Here is a 16,398-nt window from a genome sequence, read left to right as displayed (position 1 = left end):
GGCGGGGCCGAGCGGGAACCGGGCGTCGGACATCAGGTCGCGGACGGTGCCGCCGGGCACGGGAGAACCCGACACCTCCCGTTCGCTCACCGTGCAACCGCCCATCCTCCGACGCGACGCGTCGGCTCGACCCCTTCCAGCCTGCCAGGTCCGGGGCCGCCGGGCACGCCGCGACCCGCGGCGGACCGGCGGCGCGTTCGCCGGACCCGCTCCGCAGGTGCAGGATGCATGTCGTGGCCACCCCGCTCGACGACGGCAGCTGGGAGATCCGGGGACACCGGGTCACCTTCCCCGTCCGCATCCACGACGCCGCGGCCGCCTGCGCGACCTATGTGGTGCGGGCCGACCGGGCGCGTGCCCAGCTCGCCGGCAGCGGGCTCGAACCGGTGTCCGTCGCGGGGCGCACACTGCTGTTCCTCGCCCTGATCGACTACCGGGTGAACGATCTCGGCATCTACTCGGAGGTCGCGACCGCGCTCCCCGCGTGGCACCACGGCAAGATCGGCCTGCACATCCTCCAGCTCCCCGTCACCGAGGAGTTCACGCTCGAGGCGGGGCGCGCGCTGTGGGGGCTGCCGAAGTGGCTCGGCCACGCGGATCTGTCGATCTCCGGGCGCCGCGGCACCTGCCGGCTCGACGAGGGCGCCGAGCACGTGCTCACCGCCGCGATCTCCGCGTTGCCGCTCCGGATCCCGTTCACGATCCCCGGCGCGGTCACGGCCCTCGCCCCGCGGGACGGAGCGGTCCTGGCGAGCCCGGTGACGGCGAGCGTGAGCGGCGTCCGGGTCGGCCTCGGCGCGACCGTGGATCTCGGGGCCCGGCACCCGATGGCGGCGCAGCTGCGCGAGCTCGGGCTCCCCCGGCGTCCGCTACTCACGACGGTGATCGACCACGTCGCGTTCGACATGGCGCCCGCCGAAGTTCGCTAGCGGTGCGCGGCAAGCCATTCCCGCAGGTCGGCAAGGGGACGCTCGCGTTCCGGCTCGTTGTAGATCTCGTGCCAGAGGTCCTCGTACCAGCGCACCGTGACGTCGTAGGAGCCCTGGGCGGCCTCGAGCCTCCGCGTGCCCTCCGGGGCGACGAGCCGGTCCGCGCTGCCGTGCTGCAGGAGCAGCGGGATCCGCAACGCCCGCGACCGCTCCACCAGCGTGTCCATCTGCGCGAAGAGCCCCGCGCCGAGCGCCAGCGTCGGGTTCCCGGTGTGCACCAGCGGGTCCGCCCGGTACGCGGCGACGACGGCGGGGTCCTTGCTGATCGTCGTCGCGTCGATCCCGGCCGGGCGCAGCAGCGGCGCCACCCTCGCCAGGCGGCTCAGCAGGGGGACCATCCGCGGCGGCACGACCTCGTTGGTCAGCGCGGGCGCGGAGAGCACCAGGCCGGCCAGGGCGTCCTGGTGCTCGAGGGCGTAGGCCAGCGCGAGCTGCCCGCCCATGCTGTGCCCCAGCAGGAACACCGGCAGGCCCGGGTGGCGCGCCGTCGTCCGCGCGCGGAAGGTCTCGAGGTCCGCGAGCAGGTCCGGGTAGGCCGCGTGGACCCGGCGGCCCTCGGAGCGTCCGTGCCCGCGGTGGTCCAGCCCGTAGACGGCCCAGCCGTCCGGGGTGAGGGTGTCCGCGAGGCCGCCGTAGCGGCCGGAGTGCTCGCCGATGCCGTGGCTGATCAACACCACGCCGGTGGGCTCGCCCGTGTCGTCGGCGCCCCGGCCCGGGAGCCAGCCCTGCCAGAACAGCTCGACGCCGCCCGCACCGGGGAGACGGCCCTCGGGCCGCCGCACATCCACCGCGGCCATTCCTAGCCGGCCTGGGTCGAGGTGGTCACCGATCCGCTCGTGGGGAGGGTGACGGCGGGCTCCGCGCGGGCCAGCTCGACGTCCTGCTCGACCTCGGTCTCCTCCGGCAACCGGACGGTGCCGACGGCGGGGACGTGCTGCGCGGCCATCGCCGTGAGCGTGTACTCGCCGGCGGCGAGGTCGTCGAAGCGGTAGGCGCCGGTGGCACCGGACTCGGTGGCCGCGACCAGCTCGCCGTCCTGCAGCAGCGTCACCGACGCCGCGCCGACCGGCGCGGATCCCGGCCCGCGGACCACGCCCACGATCGAACCGGAGCGGGTCAGCAGCACCTCGACGTCCAGCGGCTCGGCCCCGACGGTCAGCGCCGTGACCCCGGGCTGGTGCCCCCGCGCCGAGCTGACGAGCACGAACGCGCCCGGGTGCGGGGCGAGGACGACACCCCGGCCCTCGACGTCGCTGGCGGCACCGGCGGCCTCGCGGCCCCGGGCGTCGAGCAGGGTCACCCCGGCGTCGACGACGGGCATGCCGTCGCGGCGGACCACGTGGAAGCGCACGGGGGTGGCCTCGGTGCCCCGGGCCTCGTCGATGTCCGCGTCGTCCTCCAGCCCGGACATGTCGACGATCGGAATCGCCCCCGGACGCGGGTTGGGGTCGGCGAAGCCGAGGGTGCGCAGGAGCGCGAGATCGACGGCCGCGTGCTCGGCGGCGCGGTGGTCGGGGACCTCCGCGCCGGCGGGCTCGGTGGTGCCGTCGAGATCGGTGGCGGGCGCGGGGCTCGGCTCCTCGGCCTCTGCCTGCGGGGCCCCGGCGGGGTTCGCCTCCATCACAGTCGGCTCCTCGGTCTCCGCCGCCGGGCTCCCGGCGGGCTGGGCCGCCATCATGACCGGCTCGTCGGCCGGCGCCGCGTCGGGGCCCGCCTCGGCGGCGGACTCGCCGGTGGGCGGGGCGGCCGCGACCGGGCCGGCACCGTCGACCGGCCCGTCCGTGGGGTCCACGTCGGACGGGGCCTGGTCCCGCTCTGCGCCGGCTCCGTGCCCGCCCGTCGTCGCCTGCGCACCGGTGGGCGCCGAGGGGACCGCGTGCAGCCTGACCAGCGGCGGGGCGTCCGGGCCGCCGTCGGTGTCCTGCTCGGCGCGCTTCTCCGCCGACGCCCGGACCACACCGAGGGCAGCGGCGCCGAGCGCCCCGCCCGCGATCGCCATGAGCATCGGCCGCGACGGCGACGGCGGGGTCTCGCGGAGCCGCTCCTCCGGGGACCGCTCGTCCTGGGTCCGGGGCTCCCGCGGGGAGGGGACGACGCTCGGCGGTTCCGCCGCCCCGGCGGCGTCCGCGACGTGGCTCTCCTCGGCGGCAGGGACGTCGGTGCTGCGCGGCTCGTCGGCCGGGTCGTCGGCCCGGGCCGGATGCGGCTCGAGCTCGGACGAGTCCCCGGGGCCCTCGGCGGCCTGCGCCGACAGGTCCTCGGAGACCTCGGTGCTCCGGTCGGCCGGTGCCGGCAGGTCCTCGGGCGTCCGGCTGCGCTCGGACGCCTGCGCCTCCGCCCGCTCCTCCGCCTTCGCCGCGTCCCGTTGGGCCGCCTCCGCCCGGGCGACGGCCTCGGCCACGGCCGGGCTGACGATCCCCCGGCCGACCGTCGTCCCGTCGGCGCCGGCGTGCGGGGCCAGCAGTGGCTGCACCGACGTCACGCGGGCGACCAGCTCGGGATCCACCGCGGCGCGGCGGTCCGCACGCGGCTCCGGCCGCGGCTGCAGCGGACGGCCGGCGCGGCGGGAGGACAGCGGTGCGGACTCGATCGGCTTGCCGTCGACGAACCCGCGGGACCAGGGCGGGCCGACCGGCCCGGCGTCGACGTCGGCGAGCGCGGCGACGCGCTCACGGCTCGGCTCGTCCTCGGCGGGGGTGGCGGGCTCCTCGGCGGCCTCGGGGTCCGCGACGACGTCGGTGCGCTCGCCGACGGAAGCCTCGCCCGCGTCGGCGGCCTCGACGGGACGCGGCTCGTCCGGCCCCGCGGCGGCCGCGACGGGGCGCTCGTCCGGCTCGTCGACCGTCACCGGCTCGGCGGCGGGCTGCTCCACGCTCGCGGAGGTCGCGCGGTGGTGCAGCAGGTCCGCGACGGTCCGCGGGGTTCCGGCGGGGTCGGCGGGCGGGGCGGTGCTCTCGCCCGAGGCCCGGCCGCGCAGCAGCACGACGGCCGCGACGACACCCACGACCACGAGCAACAGGAGAATCAGACCGACCAGGGCCAGCGTGCTCATCTCGGCTCTCTCCTCGCCAGACGATCCTTCGAGCCCGGCGGACGACGACACCCGTCGGCACCGGGGCGACGGTGCTCGCGGACGGCCGTTCGCCGTCGACGCGCGGCAGGTCACGGACACGCCCACACCACCGTGGCTCGTCGGCGAACCGTAGCACCCGGCACCCCCGCAACCCGGTCCGGCGACCCGTACGCGGCGTGTCGGCCCGAGCCGCATCCCCGCTGCTCAGCACGGCGTGTCCCGATCACCTCGACGTGATCCGGCGCGGCCCGCGGTGTCGGAAGGGGCGGGATGGGGAAGCATTCGGCGACACCTCCGGACGAAGGACGGGCACGTGGATCAGGAACTTGCCGAGCTGGCGGCGGCGTACGGCGTCGCCACGGGGTACAACGACGGCGACCGGCGGCCGGTGACCGTCGACGACGAGGTGGTCATCGAGGTGCTCGGCCTGCTGGAGGTCGATGCGAGCACCCCGCAGGCGCGCCGGGAGGCGCTGCGGGCCGCCCGGGAACGCACCGCGGCGGGGCGGCTGCCCGGGACGATCGCGCTCCGCACGACCACCTCCCGCCCGCTGCCCGGCAGCGGGGTGCTGGTCGCGGAGGACGGCACCCGGCTCGACGTCGACGGCGAGCTCCCCGCCGGACTGGACGCCGGCTGGTACCGGCTGGAGACCGCGGACCAGGAGGTCACCGTCGTCGTCGCACCGCCTGCGCTGCCCGAGCCGCCGCGGTCCTGGGGTTGGATGCTGCAGCTCTACGCCCTGCACTCGAAGGCCTCCTGGGGCATCGGGGACCTCGGTGACCTGCGCGAGTTCGTGACGCACGCGGGCCGCGAGCACGGCGCGTCGGCGGTGCTGCTGAACCCGCTGCACGCCATCACGCCGGTCCCGCCCGTCCAGCCCTCGCCGTACACGCCGTCGAGCCGCCGGTTCGCCACGCCGCTCGCGCTGCGCGTCACCGACCTCGACGCCTACGCCGTCGCCGACCCCGCGACCCGCGCCGAGGTCGACGCGCTCAAGCCGGAGACCACCGGGGACCGCATCGCCCACGACCGTGTCTGGGCCGCGAAGCGCTCGGCGCTCGAACTGCTCTGGCGTTCGGCCGGCCGGCCCGAACCCCGGGACGAGCCCGGGCTGGTCGACTTCGCGACGTACTGCGCCCTGGCCGAGCGCTTCGGCGGCCGCTGGAGCATATGGCCCGAGGAGCTCCGCCACCCCGGCTCCGACGCGGTCGCGGCCGCGCGCAAGGACCTCGCGCCGCGCGTCGCGTTCCACGGCTGGGTGCAGCAGCAGGTCGCGGGCCAGCTCGCCCGCGCCCGGGATGCCGCCCGGGGCTCCGGGATGTCCCTCGGCGTGATCCACGACCTGGCCGTCGGTGTCGACCCCGAGGGCGCGGACGCCTGGGCGCTGCAGGACGTCCTCGCCCTCGACGTGACCGTCGGCGCCCCGCCGGACGCCTTCAACCAGCGCGGACAGGCGTGGGGGCTGCCGCCGTGGCGTCCGGACCGGCTCGCCGAGACCGGCTACGCCGCCTACCGGGACATGCTGCGGGCCCTGCTCAGCCACGCCGACGGGCTGCGCATCGACCACGTCGCCGGGCTCTTCCGGCTCTGGTGGGTGCCGCCGGGCCGAAGCGCGGACCGCGGGACCTACGTGCACTACGACGCCGAGACCATGCTCGCCGTGCTCACGCTCGAGGCCTCCCGGGCCGGGGCGCTGGTCGTCGGCGAGGACCTCGGAACCGTCGAGCCGGAGGTGACCGAGGCGCTCGCCGAGCGGAACATGCTCGGCTCGACGGTCCTGTGGTTCGCCCGCGACCCCGAGCGCGACGACGCACTGATGCCGCCCGCGGAGTGGCCGGAGCAGGCGGTCGCGACCATCTCGACGCACGACCTGCCGACGGCGTCGGGGTTCCTGCGGGGCGAGCACGTGCGGGTCCGGGCCGAGCTCGGCCTGCTGGACGACGTTCCGGCCGAGGAGGCCAAGGCCGCCGCCGAACGGGCCGAGCTGATCCGGCTGATGACCGACGAGGGCGTGCTCGGGTCCGCCGACGCCCCGGAGGGGCAGATCGTCGCCGCGATGCACGCCCTGCTCGCCCGCAGCGCCTGCCGGCTCGTCCTCGCCTCGCCCTACGACGTGATCGGCGAGGACCGCCAGCCCAACCTGCCCGGGACCGTCGACGAGTACCCGAACTGGCGGCTCCCGCTGCCGGTCTCGCTCGAGGAGCTGCTCGCGGACCCCCGCGTCGACGACGTCGTGGCCGCGCTGCGTTCCGGCGACCGCTGATTCCGCAGCCTTCGAGAGGGGTCCGCAACGGCGGGCGCGATGGCACGATCACGGCATGCCCCTCAACGACGAGGCCGGTACCGAGCACGCCCGGGCCGACGCCGCCGCGGAACTGATCTGGAACGCCTGGACGAGCGGGGAGCGCCTGGACGCGCTCCCCGACGGCGTCCGTCCCGAGGACCTGGACGACGGCTGGGCGGTGCAGGAGCGGCTCGGCGCCCACGCCGGCCCCGGCTACGGCTGGAAGCTCGCCGCCACCTCCGCCGCCGGCCAGGCGCACATCGGGATCGGCGGGCCGCTGCCCGGACGGCTGTTCGAGCGGTTCCGGCACGAACCCGGGGCGGTGCTGGACTCCGGCGCGCTGCACATGAAGGTCGTCGAGGCCGAGTTCGCGTTCCGGATGGCGCGCGACGTCCCGGCCGGCGCGTCCCGCGAGGAGGTGCTCGACGCCGTCGGGGCGCTGCACCTGGCGATCGAGGTCCCCGACTCGCGGTTCGCGGACTTCGGGCACATCGGCTCGGCCCAGCTGCTCGCCGATGCGGCGTGCGCGGGGCTGTTCGTGCTCGGCCCGGAGATCCCGGGCTGGCGTGACCTGGAGTTGTCCACATGGGGAACGACTCTGTGGATCAACGACCAAGCCGTGGAGAAGGGCACCGGCGGCAACGTCCTGGGTGACCCGCGCACCGCGCTCGTCTGGCTCGCGGAGGAGCTCCCGCGCTTCGGCTCGCTGCTGCGCGCCGGGGAGATCGTGACGACGGGGACCACCACGACCCCGCCCCCGATCGGGCCCGGGGACGAGGTCCGCGCGGACTTCGGCGACCTCGGCGAGCTGGGGGTCTTCTTCGCACGGTGAAGCGGGCCGAGCGGCACATCGTGCCGCTCGGCCCGTACCTCGGACGTCCGGACCTCAGTCCGTGGTGTCCTTCGGCCGGCCGGCGTCCGGGCGGCCGGCGTCCGCACGGCCGGTGAGCTGCAGGCGCTCGGCCTCCCTCTCGTGTTCCCGCGCCTCGGCGAGCGCGACGGCCTCGTCCTCCGGGTCCGGCCGCAGCAGCGATCCGGCGACCGCGGTGCCCGCCATGCCGAGCTGGTTCATCCGCCTCGGCACGGATGCGCCCTGGTACGCCAGCGGGACGGCGTGGCCGTGCGCGTCCACGCCCCCGAGCGGCTGGTGCAGCTCGATGAACTCGCCGTGCGGGAGCCGGCGGACGATCCCCGTCTCCACACCGTGTTCGAGCACCTCGCGGTCCGCCCTCTGCAGGCCGATGCAGATCCGGTACGTGACCCAGTAGGCCAGCGGCGGCACCAGGAGCAGCCCGATCCGGCCCGCCCACGTCGTCGCGTTGAGGGAGACGTCGAAGAAATAGGCGATCCAGTCGTTGACGCCCGAGAGCACCAGCCAGGTGTAGAAGGCGATCCCCATGGCCCCGAGCGACGTCCGCACGGGTGTGTCCCGTGGCCGTTGGAGCAGGTTGTGCAGCGCGTTGTCCCCGGTCAGTCTGCGTTCCACCGCCGGGTAGATCGCCGCGATGACGTAGAGCACGGGCAGGAACGCCGCTGTGGCCCAGAATGCCGCCGGGATCGTGTAGCGGCCGAACAGGTAGACCTCCCACGGCGGGAAGATGCGCGCCATCCCCTCGGTGAAGAGCACGTACCAGTCCGGCTGCGACCCCGAGGAGACCTGCGCGGGGTTGTAGGGCCCCAGGTTCCAGATCGGGTTGATCTGGAAGACCCCGGCCATGATCCCGAGGACGCCGACCGTGAGGGCGAAGAACGCTCCGCCCTTGGCCGCGAACGCCGGCAGGATCCGCACGCCGACGACGTTGTGCTCGGTCCGTCCCGGCCCCGGGTACTGCGTGTGCTTCTGATACCAGACCAACCCGACGTGGATCCCGATCAGCGCGAGCAGGATGCCGGGAATGATGAAGACGTGCGCGATGTAGAAGCGCGGGATGATCTCCGTGCCGGGGAACTCGCCGCCGAAGAGCAGCCAGTGCATCCAGGTGCCGATGACCGGGACGGTGAGCGTGATGCCCGACATGATCCGCAGGCCGGTGCCGGAGAGCAGGTCGTCGGGCAGCGAGTAGCCGGTGAGGCCCTCGAAGAAGCCCAGCAGCACCAGGACGACGCCGATGACCCAGTTCGCCTCCCGCGGCTTGCGGAACGCACCGGTGAAGAAGGTGCGGAACATGTGGGCGAGCATCGACGCCATGAACAGCAGCGCGGACCAATGGTGCAGCTGCCGGACGAACAGGCCGCCGCGCACCTCGAAGGACAGCGCCAGCGAGGTCTCGTAGGCCCGGGACATGTGCACGCCGCGCAGGTTGTCGAACGGGCCGTTGTAGACGACCTCCGCCATCGACGGGTCGAAGAACAGCGCCAGGTACGTGCCGGATGCCAGCAGCACGATGAAGCTGTAGAGGGCGACCTCGCCGAGCATGAACGACCAGTGCGTCGGGAAGACCTTGTTGAACTGCCGGCGCAGGCCGCGGGCCGGGTGGTAGCGCTGGTCCAGTTCGTCCAGGGCCTTCGCGGCTTTCGCCTCGAGCCCACCCGACGACGTGGTGGGGGTCGTGATGGCGCTCATCGTCCGCTCCTGCCGTCGACGGGCACGGGAGATCCGGTCGTCGGAGAGTATCCCCCATCACACCGGCCATGCGCGCGGCGAATCCTGGGGGCGAGCGCCCGACTCAGTCGGCCTCGTCGTCGTCGGCGGGGACCGCGGAGGGCTCGCGGGGCAGCTCGGTCCGGTCGACCCGGTTCTCCGCCTCCGCCCTGGGTTCGACCTCGGCCCATTCCTCGCGGTGGCCGCCGTGGCCACCGAGGCGTCCCCTGACCCCGTCGGCGAGCTCGTCGTCGATCCGGGGGTTGTGCTTGGCGCTGCCGCGTTCCATGGTTCGTCCTCCTCACGATCCTCAGCCGTACCGGACTACCTCGGCTCGCCGCGCGCAAACCGGCCCCGTGGGCCGGTTCATCGAACCGTGGTGAGCGCCCCCGGGGCGATGTCGACGCGGACGGGGACACCGGGCCCCAGCTCGACCAGCTCGCCGTCGACCTGAAGGGGCATCGGATCGATGGTGGAGAACGTGTACTCACGCACGCTCGGCTGGTCCCCGAGCCCGGAGACGGCGGCGCGGACCGCGGTCGCGAGGACGCGCCACTTGCTCTTGTGCGGGAGCATCACGACCTCGAACCGGCCGTCGTCCGGCTCGCCCTCGCTCAGCGTCGCGTACTTGGCCATCTCGGCGATGTTGGCGAACACCAGGCTGTCGAACTCCTGGCGCTCGCCGTTCCCGAGCCGGACCGCGAAGGGACGGAACTGCGAGAACGCGCGGACGGTCGTGACGATTTCCCGGAACGATCCCTTCCCCCGGCGCTCGAGCTCGACGGCCACCACCGGGGTGATGCCGAGCCCGATGTAGGAGTGGGCGTACCGGACCTGGGCGGGCCCGTCGGCCGAGCCGTCGCCGACCGTCAGGCGCAGCAGGTCGAGCTTCTGCGTGGTGCCCGCCGCGATCGCCTCGACGAGCGGGCGTTCCGCCGTCACGCGCCGGTGGTCGTTGGCGTTGCCGGCGGCGAGCACCGCGGCGGCGGCCTTCGTCTCCCCGGCCTGCATGACGCCGTCCACGACCTCGTTGTAGCCGCCGTCCCCGCTCACCGACACCACCAGCGGGGCACCGGCCGACGCCTCGTCCCGGGCGATCTCCCGCGCGTGGCCGGCGTACTCGGTGGGCCGCATCCGGACCTCCAGGTCCGGCGCGAGCTCCGCGACCCCGTCCCGCAGCTCCTCGGCACGCTGCTGCGCGTCCCCGGTGCTGTTCGGGTTGTAGACGATCACGAGGGAATCGAAGTCACGCGGCACGCGCGCACCATAGCGGCGTTCTCAGGAGAGTTCGGCCGGGGCGCGGACGACGGGCGAGCGACCCCGCTCACTGAGCCCGAGCGCCGTCACCGAGACGGCGACGACCGCGAGCCCGACCCACTGCGTCGCGCTCAGGGACGTCCCGAGCACGGTGACGCCCAGGACGGTCGCCGTCGCGGGGAAGGCCAGTTCGGCGAGGGTCGCGCGGGAGGCGGCGGTGCTGCGCAGCCCGATGTAGTAGAGGACCAGGGCGATCAGCCCGGGCACGATCGCGAGCAGCAGGAGCGGCACCAGCTGGGCCGCCGTGACGGCGATCGGCGCATCCTGGACCCAGAGCACGACGAGTGCGCCCACCAGCCCGATCGCGAACCGCAGCACGGTGACGTCCCGGCTTGCGAGGTTCGCGCTGACCATCCGGCCCAGCACGGTCCCGAATCCCCACAGCACCGCCGCGCCGACGGACAACAGCGCGGCGCCCGCGGCGCGGACCTCGACGTCGAAAGGATCGGCGAAGGCCATCAACCACGCGCCGACCAGGGCCGGGACCGCGAACATCCAGAATGCCGGCCGCAGCCGCTCCCCGAGCAGGAGCGCCGCCCCCGCGATCGCGACGAGCGGCTGCAGCTTCTGCAGGACGAGCGGGGTGACCGGGTCCCCGAGCGCGAACGCGGCGGTGAACAGCGTGGTCGCGAGGGCCGAGGAACCGAGGCCGATGACGACGAGCGCGAGGCGGTCCCGGGCCGACGCACGGCGGAACGCCCGGACGGCGGACGGGACGAACGGGATCAGCAGCAGGACGGGCACGATGTGCTCCCAGAACACGATCGTCGCGGCGGGCAGGGCGCCGGCGAGCGGGGCGCGCAGGATCCCGTCCGTTCCCCAGAGCGCGGCGGCCAGCGCCACGAGCCAGGTCCGGTCGGGTGCGGTGATCGTCCGCGGGGAGTCAGCCACGCCCCGACCAACCGTCTCCGCCGCCCGTCTATGCCGGGCGGGTCGATGCCTTCTCGACGATCCGGTGCCACGATGGTCCGATGGAGTCCACCCGCGTCGACCGTTGGCTGTGGTCGGTCAGGCTGGCCAAGACCCGGTCGGACGCCGCGACCGCCTGTCGCGGCGGGCACGTCCGGGTCAACGACCGCCCGGCCAAGCCTGCGACGAGCGTCTCCGCCGGAGACACCGTGCGTGTCCGGATGCACGACCGCACCCGGATCGTCGAGGTCACGAACGTGATCCAGAAGCGGGTCGGGGCGCCGCAGGCGCAGACCTGCTACGTGGACCACAGCCCGCCGTCCCCGCCGCGCGAGGCGCTGCCGGTGTTCGCCCGGGACCGGGGAGCGGGCCGCCCCACCAAGCGGGACCGCCGGATGCTCGACCAGTTGGGACTGCTCAGGCCGCCCGGGTCATGATGGGGCCATGTACGACCTGCTCTTCCGGCACGTCCTGCGGCGGACTCCCGCGGAGTTCGTCCACGGCGTCGCCTTCGGCGCCATCCGCGGGGTCGTCGGGTCCTCGCCCGTCGGCCCACGGATCGGCGCGCGGCTGACCACCGCGGACCCGATCCTGCGCAGCACGGTCTTCGGGGTGGACTTCCCGAACCCGCTCGGTCTGGCCGCGGGGTTCGACAAGAACGCCCACGGCCCCGTGGCGCTCGGCCGGCTCGGCTTCGGGTTCGTCGAGATCGGGACGGTGACGGCGCTCGCGCAGCCCGGGAACCCCAAGCCGCGCCTCTTCCGGCTGCCGGAGGACAAGGCGCTCGTGAACCGCATGGGTTTCAACAACGCCGGGGCGGACGCCGTCGCGCCGCGGCTGCGGGCGCTGCCCCCGGCGGACGGGCCGGTGCTGGGTGTGAACATCGGCAAGAGCAAGGTCGTCGAGCCGGACCGGGCGATCGACGACTACCGGCACAGCGCCCGTCTCCTCGGTCCGCACGCGGACTACATGGTCGTGAACGTGAGCTCCCCGAACACGCCGGGACTGCGGGACCTGCAGAACGTCACGGTGCTCGAGCCGCTGCTGGCCGCGGTACGGGACGAGCTCGACGCGGCCGTTCCCGGGTCCCGGGTACCGCTGCTCGTGAAGATCACGACCGACCTCGCCGACGACGACATCGACGCGGTGGCGGACATGGCGGTGCGGCTCGGCCTCGAGGGAGTCGTGGCGACCAACACCACGACGTCCCGGGAGGGCCTGCGCACGCCGGCGGCCGAGGTCGAGGCTATGGGCGCGGGCGGAGTGTCCGGCCTTCCCCTCGCCGAAGCCGCACAGGCGGTGGTCGGGAGGCTCCGCGGCCGGCTGGGGCCGGAGCGCACGATCATCGCCGTGGGCGGCATCTTCACCGGTGAGGACGCCTATCGCCGGATTCGCGCCGGGGCATCGCTGGTGCAGTCGTACACCGGGTTCATCTACGGAGGCGGGACGTGGCCGCTGCGGGTGAACCGCGAGCTCGCGGCCCTACTCCGCCGCGACGGTTTCGCCTCGGTGGCGGACGCGGTGGGCGTCGACGCGCGGTAACCCCGCCGCATCCCGTGTTTCTGCACGTACGGCACCTTCGTGCGAACCTAGCGCGCGAAGGTGCCGTACGTGCGAACACGCCCGCACCCGCGCCGGAATCTTCCTCAGAACTGCAGAAATGGCCCCGTAGCGAAGCTACGGGGCCATTTCCGCTACGGGGCCATTTCCGTAGACAAAAAAGTAGGCCCCCACCTGACGGCGGGGGCCTACTTGATGTTGAATGTCGGCGGCGACCTACTCTCCCACACCCTGACGAGTGCAGTACCATCGGCGCTGGAGGGCTTAGCTTCCGGGTTCGGGATGGGACCGGGCGTTCCCCGCTCCGCCAAAACCACCGACAACACTATTCACCTATCCCCGCCCCGACCCCCACCGGATTCGAGAAACCTCGAACCCGAAAACGGGAAACCGACCCGGGTCGAACACCAACCCGCCACCCCCGAACCCCCGGTTTTCCCGGGGTATCGGGTGATGAGGGTTGTGTGCTCAGGGTCACACAGTGGATGCGAACAACTTGTTGTGGCAAGCCCTCGGCCTATTAGTACCAGTCAACTCCACCCCTCACAGGGCTTCCATCTCTGGCCTATCAACCCAGTCGTCTACTGGGAGCCTTAACCACGCAAGGTGGTGGGAGACCTCATCTTGGAACGAGCTTCCCGCTTAGATGCCTTCAGCGGTTATCCCTTCCGAACATAGCCAACCAGCCATGCCCCTGGCGGGACAACTGGCACACCAGAGGTTCGTCCGTCCCGGTCCTCTCGTACTAGGGACAGCCTTCCTCAAGTCTCCTACGCGCGCGGCGGATAGGGACCGAACTGTCTCACGACGTTCTAAACCCAGCTCGCGTACCGCTTTAATGGGCGAACAGCCCAACCCTTGGGACCTACTCCAGCCCCAGGATGCGACGAGCCGACATCGAGGTGCCAAACCATGCCGTCGATATGGACTCTTGGGCAAGATCAGCCTGTTATCCCCGGGGTACCTTTTATCCGTTGAGCGACACCCCTTCCACAAGGTGGTGCCGGATCACTAGTCCCGACTTTCGTCCCTGCTCGACCTGTCAGTCTCACAGTCAAGCTCCCTTGTGCACTTACACTCAACACCTGATTGCCAACCAGGCTGAGGGAACCTTTGGGCGCCTCCGTTACTCTTTAGGAGGCAACCGCCCCAGTTAAACTACCCACCAGGCACTGTCCCTGAACCAGATCATGGCCCGAGGTTGAGACACCCAATTCGACCAGAGTGGTATTTCAACAACGACTCCACAACCACTAGCGTGGCCGCTTCACAGTCTCCCACCTATCCTACACAAGCCGAACCGAGCACCAATACCAAGCTATAGTAAAGGTCCCGGGGTCTTTCCGTCCTGCCGCGCGTAACGAGCATCTTTACTCGTAGTGCAATTTCGCCGAGTCTGTGGTCGAGACAGCGCCCAAGTCGTTACGCCATTCGTGCAGGTCGGAACTTACCCGACAAGGAATTTCGCTACCTTAGGATGGTTATAGTTACCACCGCCGTTTACTGGCGCTTAAATTCTCCGCTTCGCCCCCGAAGGGACTAACAGGTCCTCTTAACGTTCCAGCACCGGGCAGGCGTCAGTCCGTATACATCGTCTTGCGACTTCGCACGGACCTGTGTTTTTAGTAAACAGTCGCTTGGGCCTGGTCTCTGCGACCGCCCAACCCTAGCCCGCAAAGGGGCTTCAAGTCAGACGGCCCTCCTTCTCCCGAAGTTACGGAGGTATTTTGCCGAGTTCCTTAACCACAGTTCGCTCGATCGCCTCGGTATTCTCTACCTGACCACCTGTGTCGGTTTGGGGTACGGGCCGCAACAGCACTCGCTAGAGGCTTTTCTCGACAGCATGGGATCACCCTACTTCGCCTCAATCGGCTACGCATCACGTCTCACCCGTCACGACCCCCGGATTTACCTAGGAGTCGGGCTACACGCTTACACCAGGACTACCACCGCCTGGCGAGGCTACCCTCCTGCGTCACCCCATCGCTTGCCTACTACCGGATCGGGTCCCACGCTCCACCACACCCACCGCTCCCGAAGGAACAGGCGGGGGGCTTCGGATGGTTAGCATCACCGGCCTCGGCACGGACGCACTATCACGAGCACGGGAATATCAACCCGTTGTCCATCGACTACGCCTGTCGGCCTCGCCTTAGGTCCCGGCTCACCCTGGGCGGAACAGCCTGGCCCAGGAACCCTTGGTCATTCGGCGGAAGAGATTCTCACTCTTCATTCGCTACTCATGCCTGCATTCTCACTCGCACACCCTCCACGACTAGCTCACGCTGCCGCTTCACCGGATGCACGACGCTCCCCTACCCATCCCAACGACTACACCCAAAAACCGAAATCCTCGGGCGGATCAATGCTGGAATGCCACGGCTTCGGCGGTGCGCTTGAGCCCCGCTACATTGTCGGCGCAGGACCACTTGACCAGTGAGCTATTACGCACTCTTTCAAGGGTGGCTGCTTCTAAGCCAACCTCCTGGTTGTCTGGGCGATCCCACATCCTTTCCCACTTAGCGCACGCTTAGGGGCCTTAGCCGGTGATCTGGGCTGTTTCCCTCTCGACTACGAAGCTTATCCCCCGCAGTCTCACTGCCGCGCTAAAAGTACCGGCATTCGGAGTTTGGTTGATTTCAGTAAGCTTGTCGGCCCCCTAGACCATCCAGTGCTCTACCTCCGGTACCCACCACGCGACGCTGCACCTAAATGCATTTCGGGGAGAACCAGCTATCACGGAGTTTGATTGGCCTTTCACCCCTAACCACAGCTCATCCCCCAGGTTTTCAACCCTGGTGGGTTCGGGCCTCCACGTCGTCTTACCGACGCTTCACCCTGGCCATGGCTAGATCACTCCGCTTCGGGTCTATACCCCGCGACTATAAGCGCCCTATTCAGACTCGCTTTCGCTACGGCTACCCCACACGGGTTAACCTCGCCACGAAGCATAACTCGCAGGCTCATTCTTCAAAAGGCACGCCATCACCCAACAAGTAGGCTCTGACGGCTTGTAGGCACACGGTTTCAGGTACTATTTCACTCCCCTCCCGGGGTACTTTTCACCTTTCCCTCACGGTACTCGTCCGCTATCGGTCATCAGGGAGTATTTAGGCTTACCGGGTGGTCCCGGCAGATTCACAGCAAATTCCACGAGCTCGCTGCTACTCGGGGACAACGTCCAAACCGCTCACAATGTTTTCGCGTACGGGGCTCTCACCCACTACGGCGACCCTTTCCAGAAGTCTTCCACTAACACTGCAACACGGCTTCGCAGGCACGGCAGCGCCCACACGACGAAACCCCACAACACCGCATCCGCAACGCCTGCCGGCTATCACACGGACCCGGTTTAGCCTCTTCCGCTTTCGCTCGCCACTACTCACGGAATCACGGTTGTTTTCTCTTCCTGTGGGTACTGAGATGTTTCACTTCCCCACGTTCCCCCTAACACCCTATGAATTCAGATGCTAGTGACGCGTCATGACACGCGCCGGGTTTCCCCATTCGGACACCCTCGGATCACAGCTTGGTTGACAACTCCCCGAGGACTATCGCGGTCTCCCACGTCCTTCATCGGCTCCTGATGCCCAGGCATCCACCATGTGCCCTTAAACACTTGACCACAACAAGATGCTCGCATCCACTATGCAACACTCAACACACAACCACACCCCAACCAATC

At 70.8% G+C, this 16,398-nt stretch carries 11 protein-coding genes and 2 rRNA genes; 5 read left to right on the top strand and 8 right to left on the bottom strand.

The window, feature by feature from the left end; translation table 11 throughout:
• Positions 1–233 precede the first annotated feature (233 nt).
• Positions 234–929, top strand: a complete 696-nt coding sequence (locus WBK50_RS01560) for an acetoacetate decarboxylase family protein (RefSeq protein ID WP_341333891.1) — start codon at positions 234–236, stop codon at positions 927–929.
• Here the strand turns inward: WBK50_RS01560 and WBK50_RS01555 are convergent.
• Together WBK50_RS01555 and WBK50_RS01550 are read right to left on the bottom strand one after the other, a co-directional pair.
• A complete protein-coding gene (locus WBK50_RS01555) occupies positions 926–1,786 on the bottom strand; it encodes an alpha/beta hydrolase (RefSeq protein ID WP_341333890.1) in 861 nt (286 codons plus the stop codon). The two genes, WBK50_RS01560 and WBK50_RS01555, sit on opposite strands and share 4 nt — an antisense overlap.
• 2 nt (positions 1,787–1,788) lie before the next feature.
• A complete protein-coding gene (locus WBK50_RS01550; protein WP_341333889.1) occupies positions 1,789–4,041 on the bottom strand; it encodes a carboxypeptidase-like regulatory domain-containing protein in 2,253 nt (750 codons plus the stop codon).
• A gap of 334 nt (positions 4,042–4,375) precedes the next feature.
• Between WBK50_RS01550 and malQ the strand changes: the two genes are divergently transcribed.
• Together malQ and WBK50_RS01540 are read left to right on the top strand one after the other, a co-directional pair.
• Positions 4,376–6,325: a 4-alpha-glucanotransferase gene (gene malQ, locus WBK50_RS01545; protein WP_341333888.1), complete on the top strand. Its 1,950-nt coding sequence runs from the start codon at positions 4,376–4,378 to the stop codon at positions 6,323–6,325.
• Positions 6,326–6,380: 55 nt separating this feature from the next.
• The gene (locus WBK50_RS01540; protein WP_341333887.1) at positions 6,381–7,178 is read left to right on the top strand and encodes a 2-keto-4-pentenoate hydratase; all 798 of its coding nucleotides are present in this window, start codon (positions 6,381–6,383) and stop codon (positions 7,176–7,178) included.
• A gap of 54 nt (positions 7,179–7,232) precedes the next feature.
• Here the strand turns inward: WBK50_RS01540 and qcrB are convergent, their stop codons facing one another.
• The 4 genes from qcrB to WBK50_RS01520 all read right to left on the bottom strand — a co-directional run bounded on the left by qcrB (position 7,233) and on the right by WBK50_RS01520 (position 11,135).
• On the bottom strand, positions 7,233–8,909 hold the full coding sequence (gene qcrB, locus WBK50_RS01535; RefSeq protein WP_341333886.1) for a cytochrome bc1 complex cytochrome b subunit: 1,677 nt from the start codon (positions 8,907–8,909) through the stop codon (positions 7,233–7,235).
• Between the two features lie 103 nt (positions 8,910–9,012).
• Complete coding sequence (locus tag WBK50_RS01530) at positions 9,013–9,216, bottom strand: hypothetical protein (RefSeq protein WP_341333885.1); 204 nt, start codon at positions 9,214–9,216, stop codon at positions 9,013–9,015.
• Positions 9,217–9,293: 77 nt separating this feature from the next.
• Entirely contained in the window at positions 9,294–10,184 is an 891-nt protein-coding gene (locus WBK50_RS01525) for a diacylglycerol/lipid kinase family protein (protein ID WP_341333884.1), read from the bottom strand.
• A gap of 21 nt (positions 10,185–10,205) precedes the next feature.
• The gene (locus WBK50_RS01520) at positions 10,206–11,135 is read right to left on the bottom strand and encodes a DMT family transporter (protein WP_341333883.1); all 930 of its coding nucleotides are present in this window, start codon (positions 11,133–11,135) and stop codon (positions 10,206–10,208) included.
• 80 nt (positions 11,136–11,215) lie between these two features.
• Between WBK50_RS01520 and WBK50_RS01515 the strand changes: the two genes are divergently transcribed.
• A complete protein-coding gene (locus WBK50_RS01515; RefSeq protein WP_341333882.1) occupies positions 11,216–11,590 on the top strand; it encodes an RNA-binding S4 domain-containing protein in 375 nt (124 codons plus the stop codon).
• A 7-nt stretch (positions 11,591–11,597) separates the two neighbouring features.
• Positions 11,598–12,695, top strand: coding sequence for a quinone-dependent dihydroorotate dehydrogenase (locus tag WBK50_RS01510; RefSeq protein ID WP_341333881.1), 1,098 nt, complete (start codon positions 11,598–11,600; stop codon positions 12,693–12,695).
• A 221-nt stretch (positions 12,696–12,916) separates the two neighbouring features.
• On the opposite strand, the gene rrf is transcribed toward WBK50_RS01510, so the two are convergent.
• Both rrf and WBK50_RS01500 read right to left on the bottom strand, forming a co-directional pair.
• A 5S ribosomal RNA gene (gene rrf / locus WBK50_RS01505) occupies positions 12,917–13,034 on the bottom strand.
• Positions 13,035–13,213: 179 nt separating this feature from the next.
• Positions 13,214–16,338 (bottom strand): 23S ribosomal RNA (locus WBK50_RS01500).
• Positions 16,339–16,398: the final 60 nt, after the last annotated feature.

Source organism: Pseudonocardia sp. T1-2H (assembly GCF_038039215.1).
Taxonomy (GTDB): domain Bacteria; phylum Actinomycetota; class Actinomycetes; order Mycobacteriales; family Pseudonocardiaceae; genus Pseudonocardia.
The sequence above is the reverse complement of the archived record's forward strand: the minus strand, read 5'-3'. Positions and strand labels throughout refer to the sequence as shown.

Coding starts and splice junctions, on each gene's coding strand:
- WBK50_RS01555 (WP_341333890.1), bottom strand. CDS start 1,786: ATGGCCGCGGTGGATGTGCGGCGGCCCGAGGGCCGTCTCCCCGGTGCG.
- WBK50_RS01550 (WP_341333889.1), bottom strand. CDS start 4,041: ATGAGCACGCTGGCCCTGGTCGGTCTGATTCTCCTGTTGCTCGTGGTC.
- WBK50_RS01540 (WP_341333887.1), top strand. CDS start 6,381: ATGCCCCTCAACGACGAGGCCGGTACCGAGCACGCCCGGGCCGACGCC.
- qcrB (WP_341333886.1), bottom strand. CDS start 8,909: ATGAGCGCCATCACGACCCCCACCACGTCGTCGGGTGGGCTCGAGGCG.
- WBK50_RS01530 (WP_341333885.1), bottom strand. CDS start 9,216: ATGGAACGCGGCAGCGCCAAGCACAACCCCCGGATCGACGACGAGCTC.
- WBK50_RS01515 (WP_341333882.1), top strand. CDS start 11,216: ATGGAGTCCACCCGCGTCGACCGTTGGCTGTGGTCGGTCAGGCTGGCC.
- WBK50_RS01510 (WP_341333881.1), top strand. CDS start 11,598: ATGTACGACCTGCTCTTCCGGCACGTCCTGCGGCGGACTCCCGCGGAG.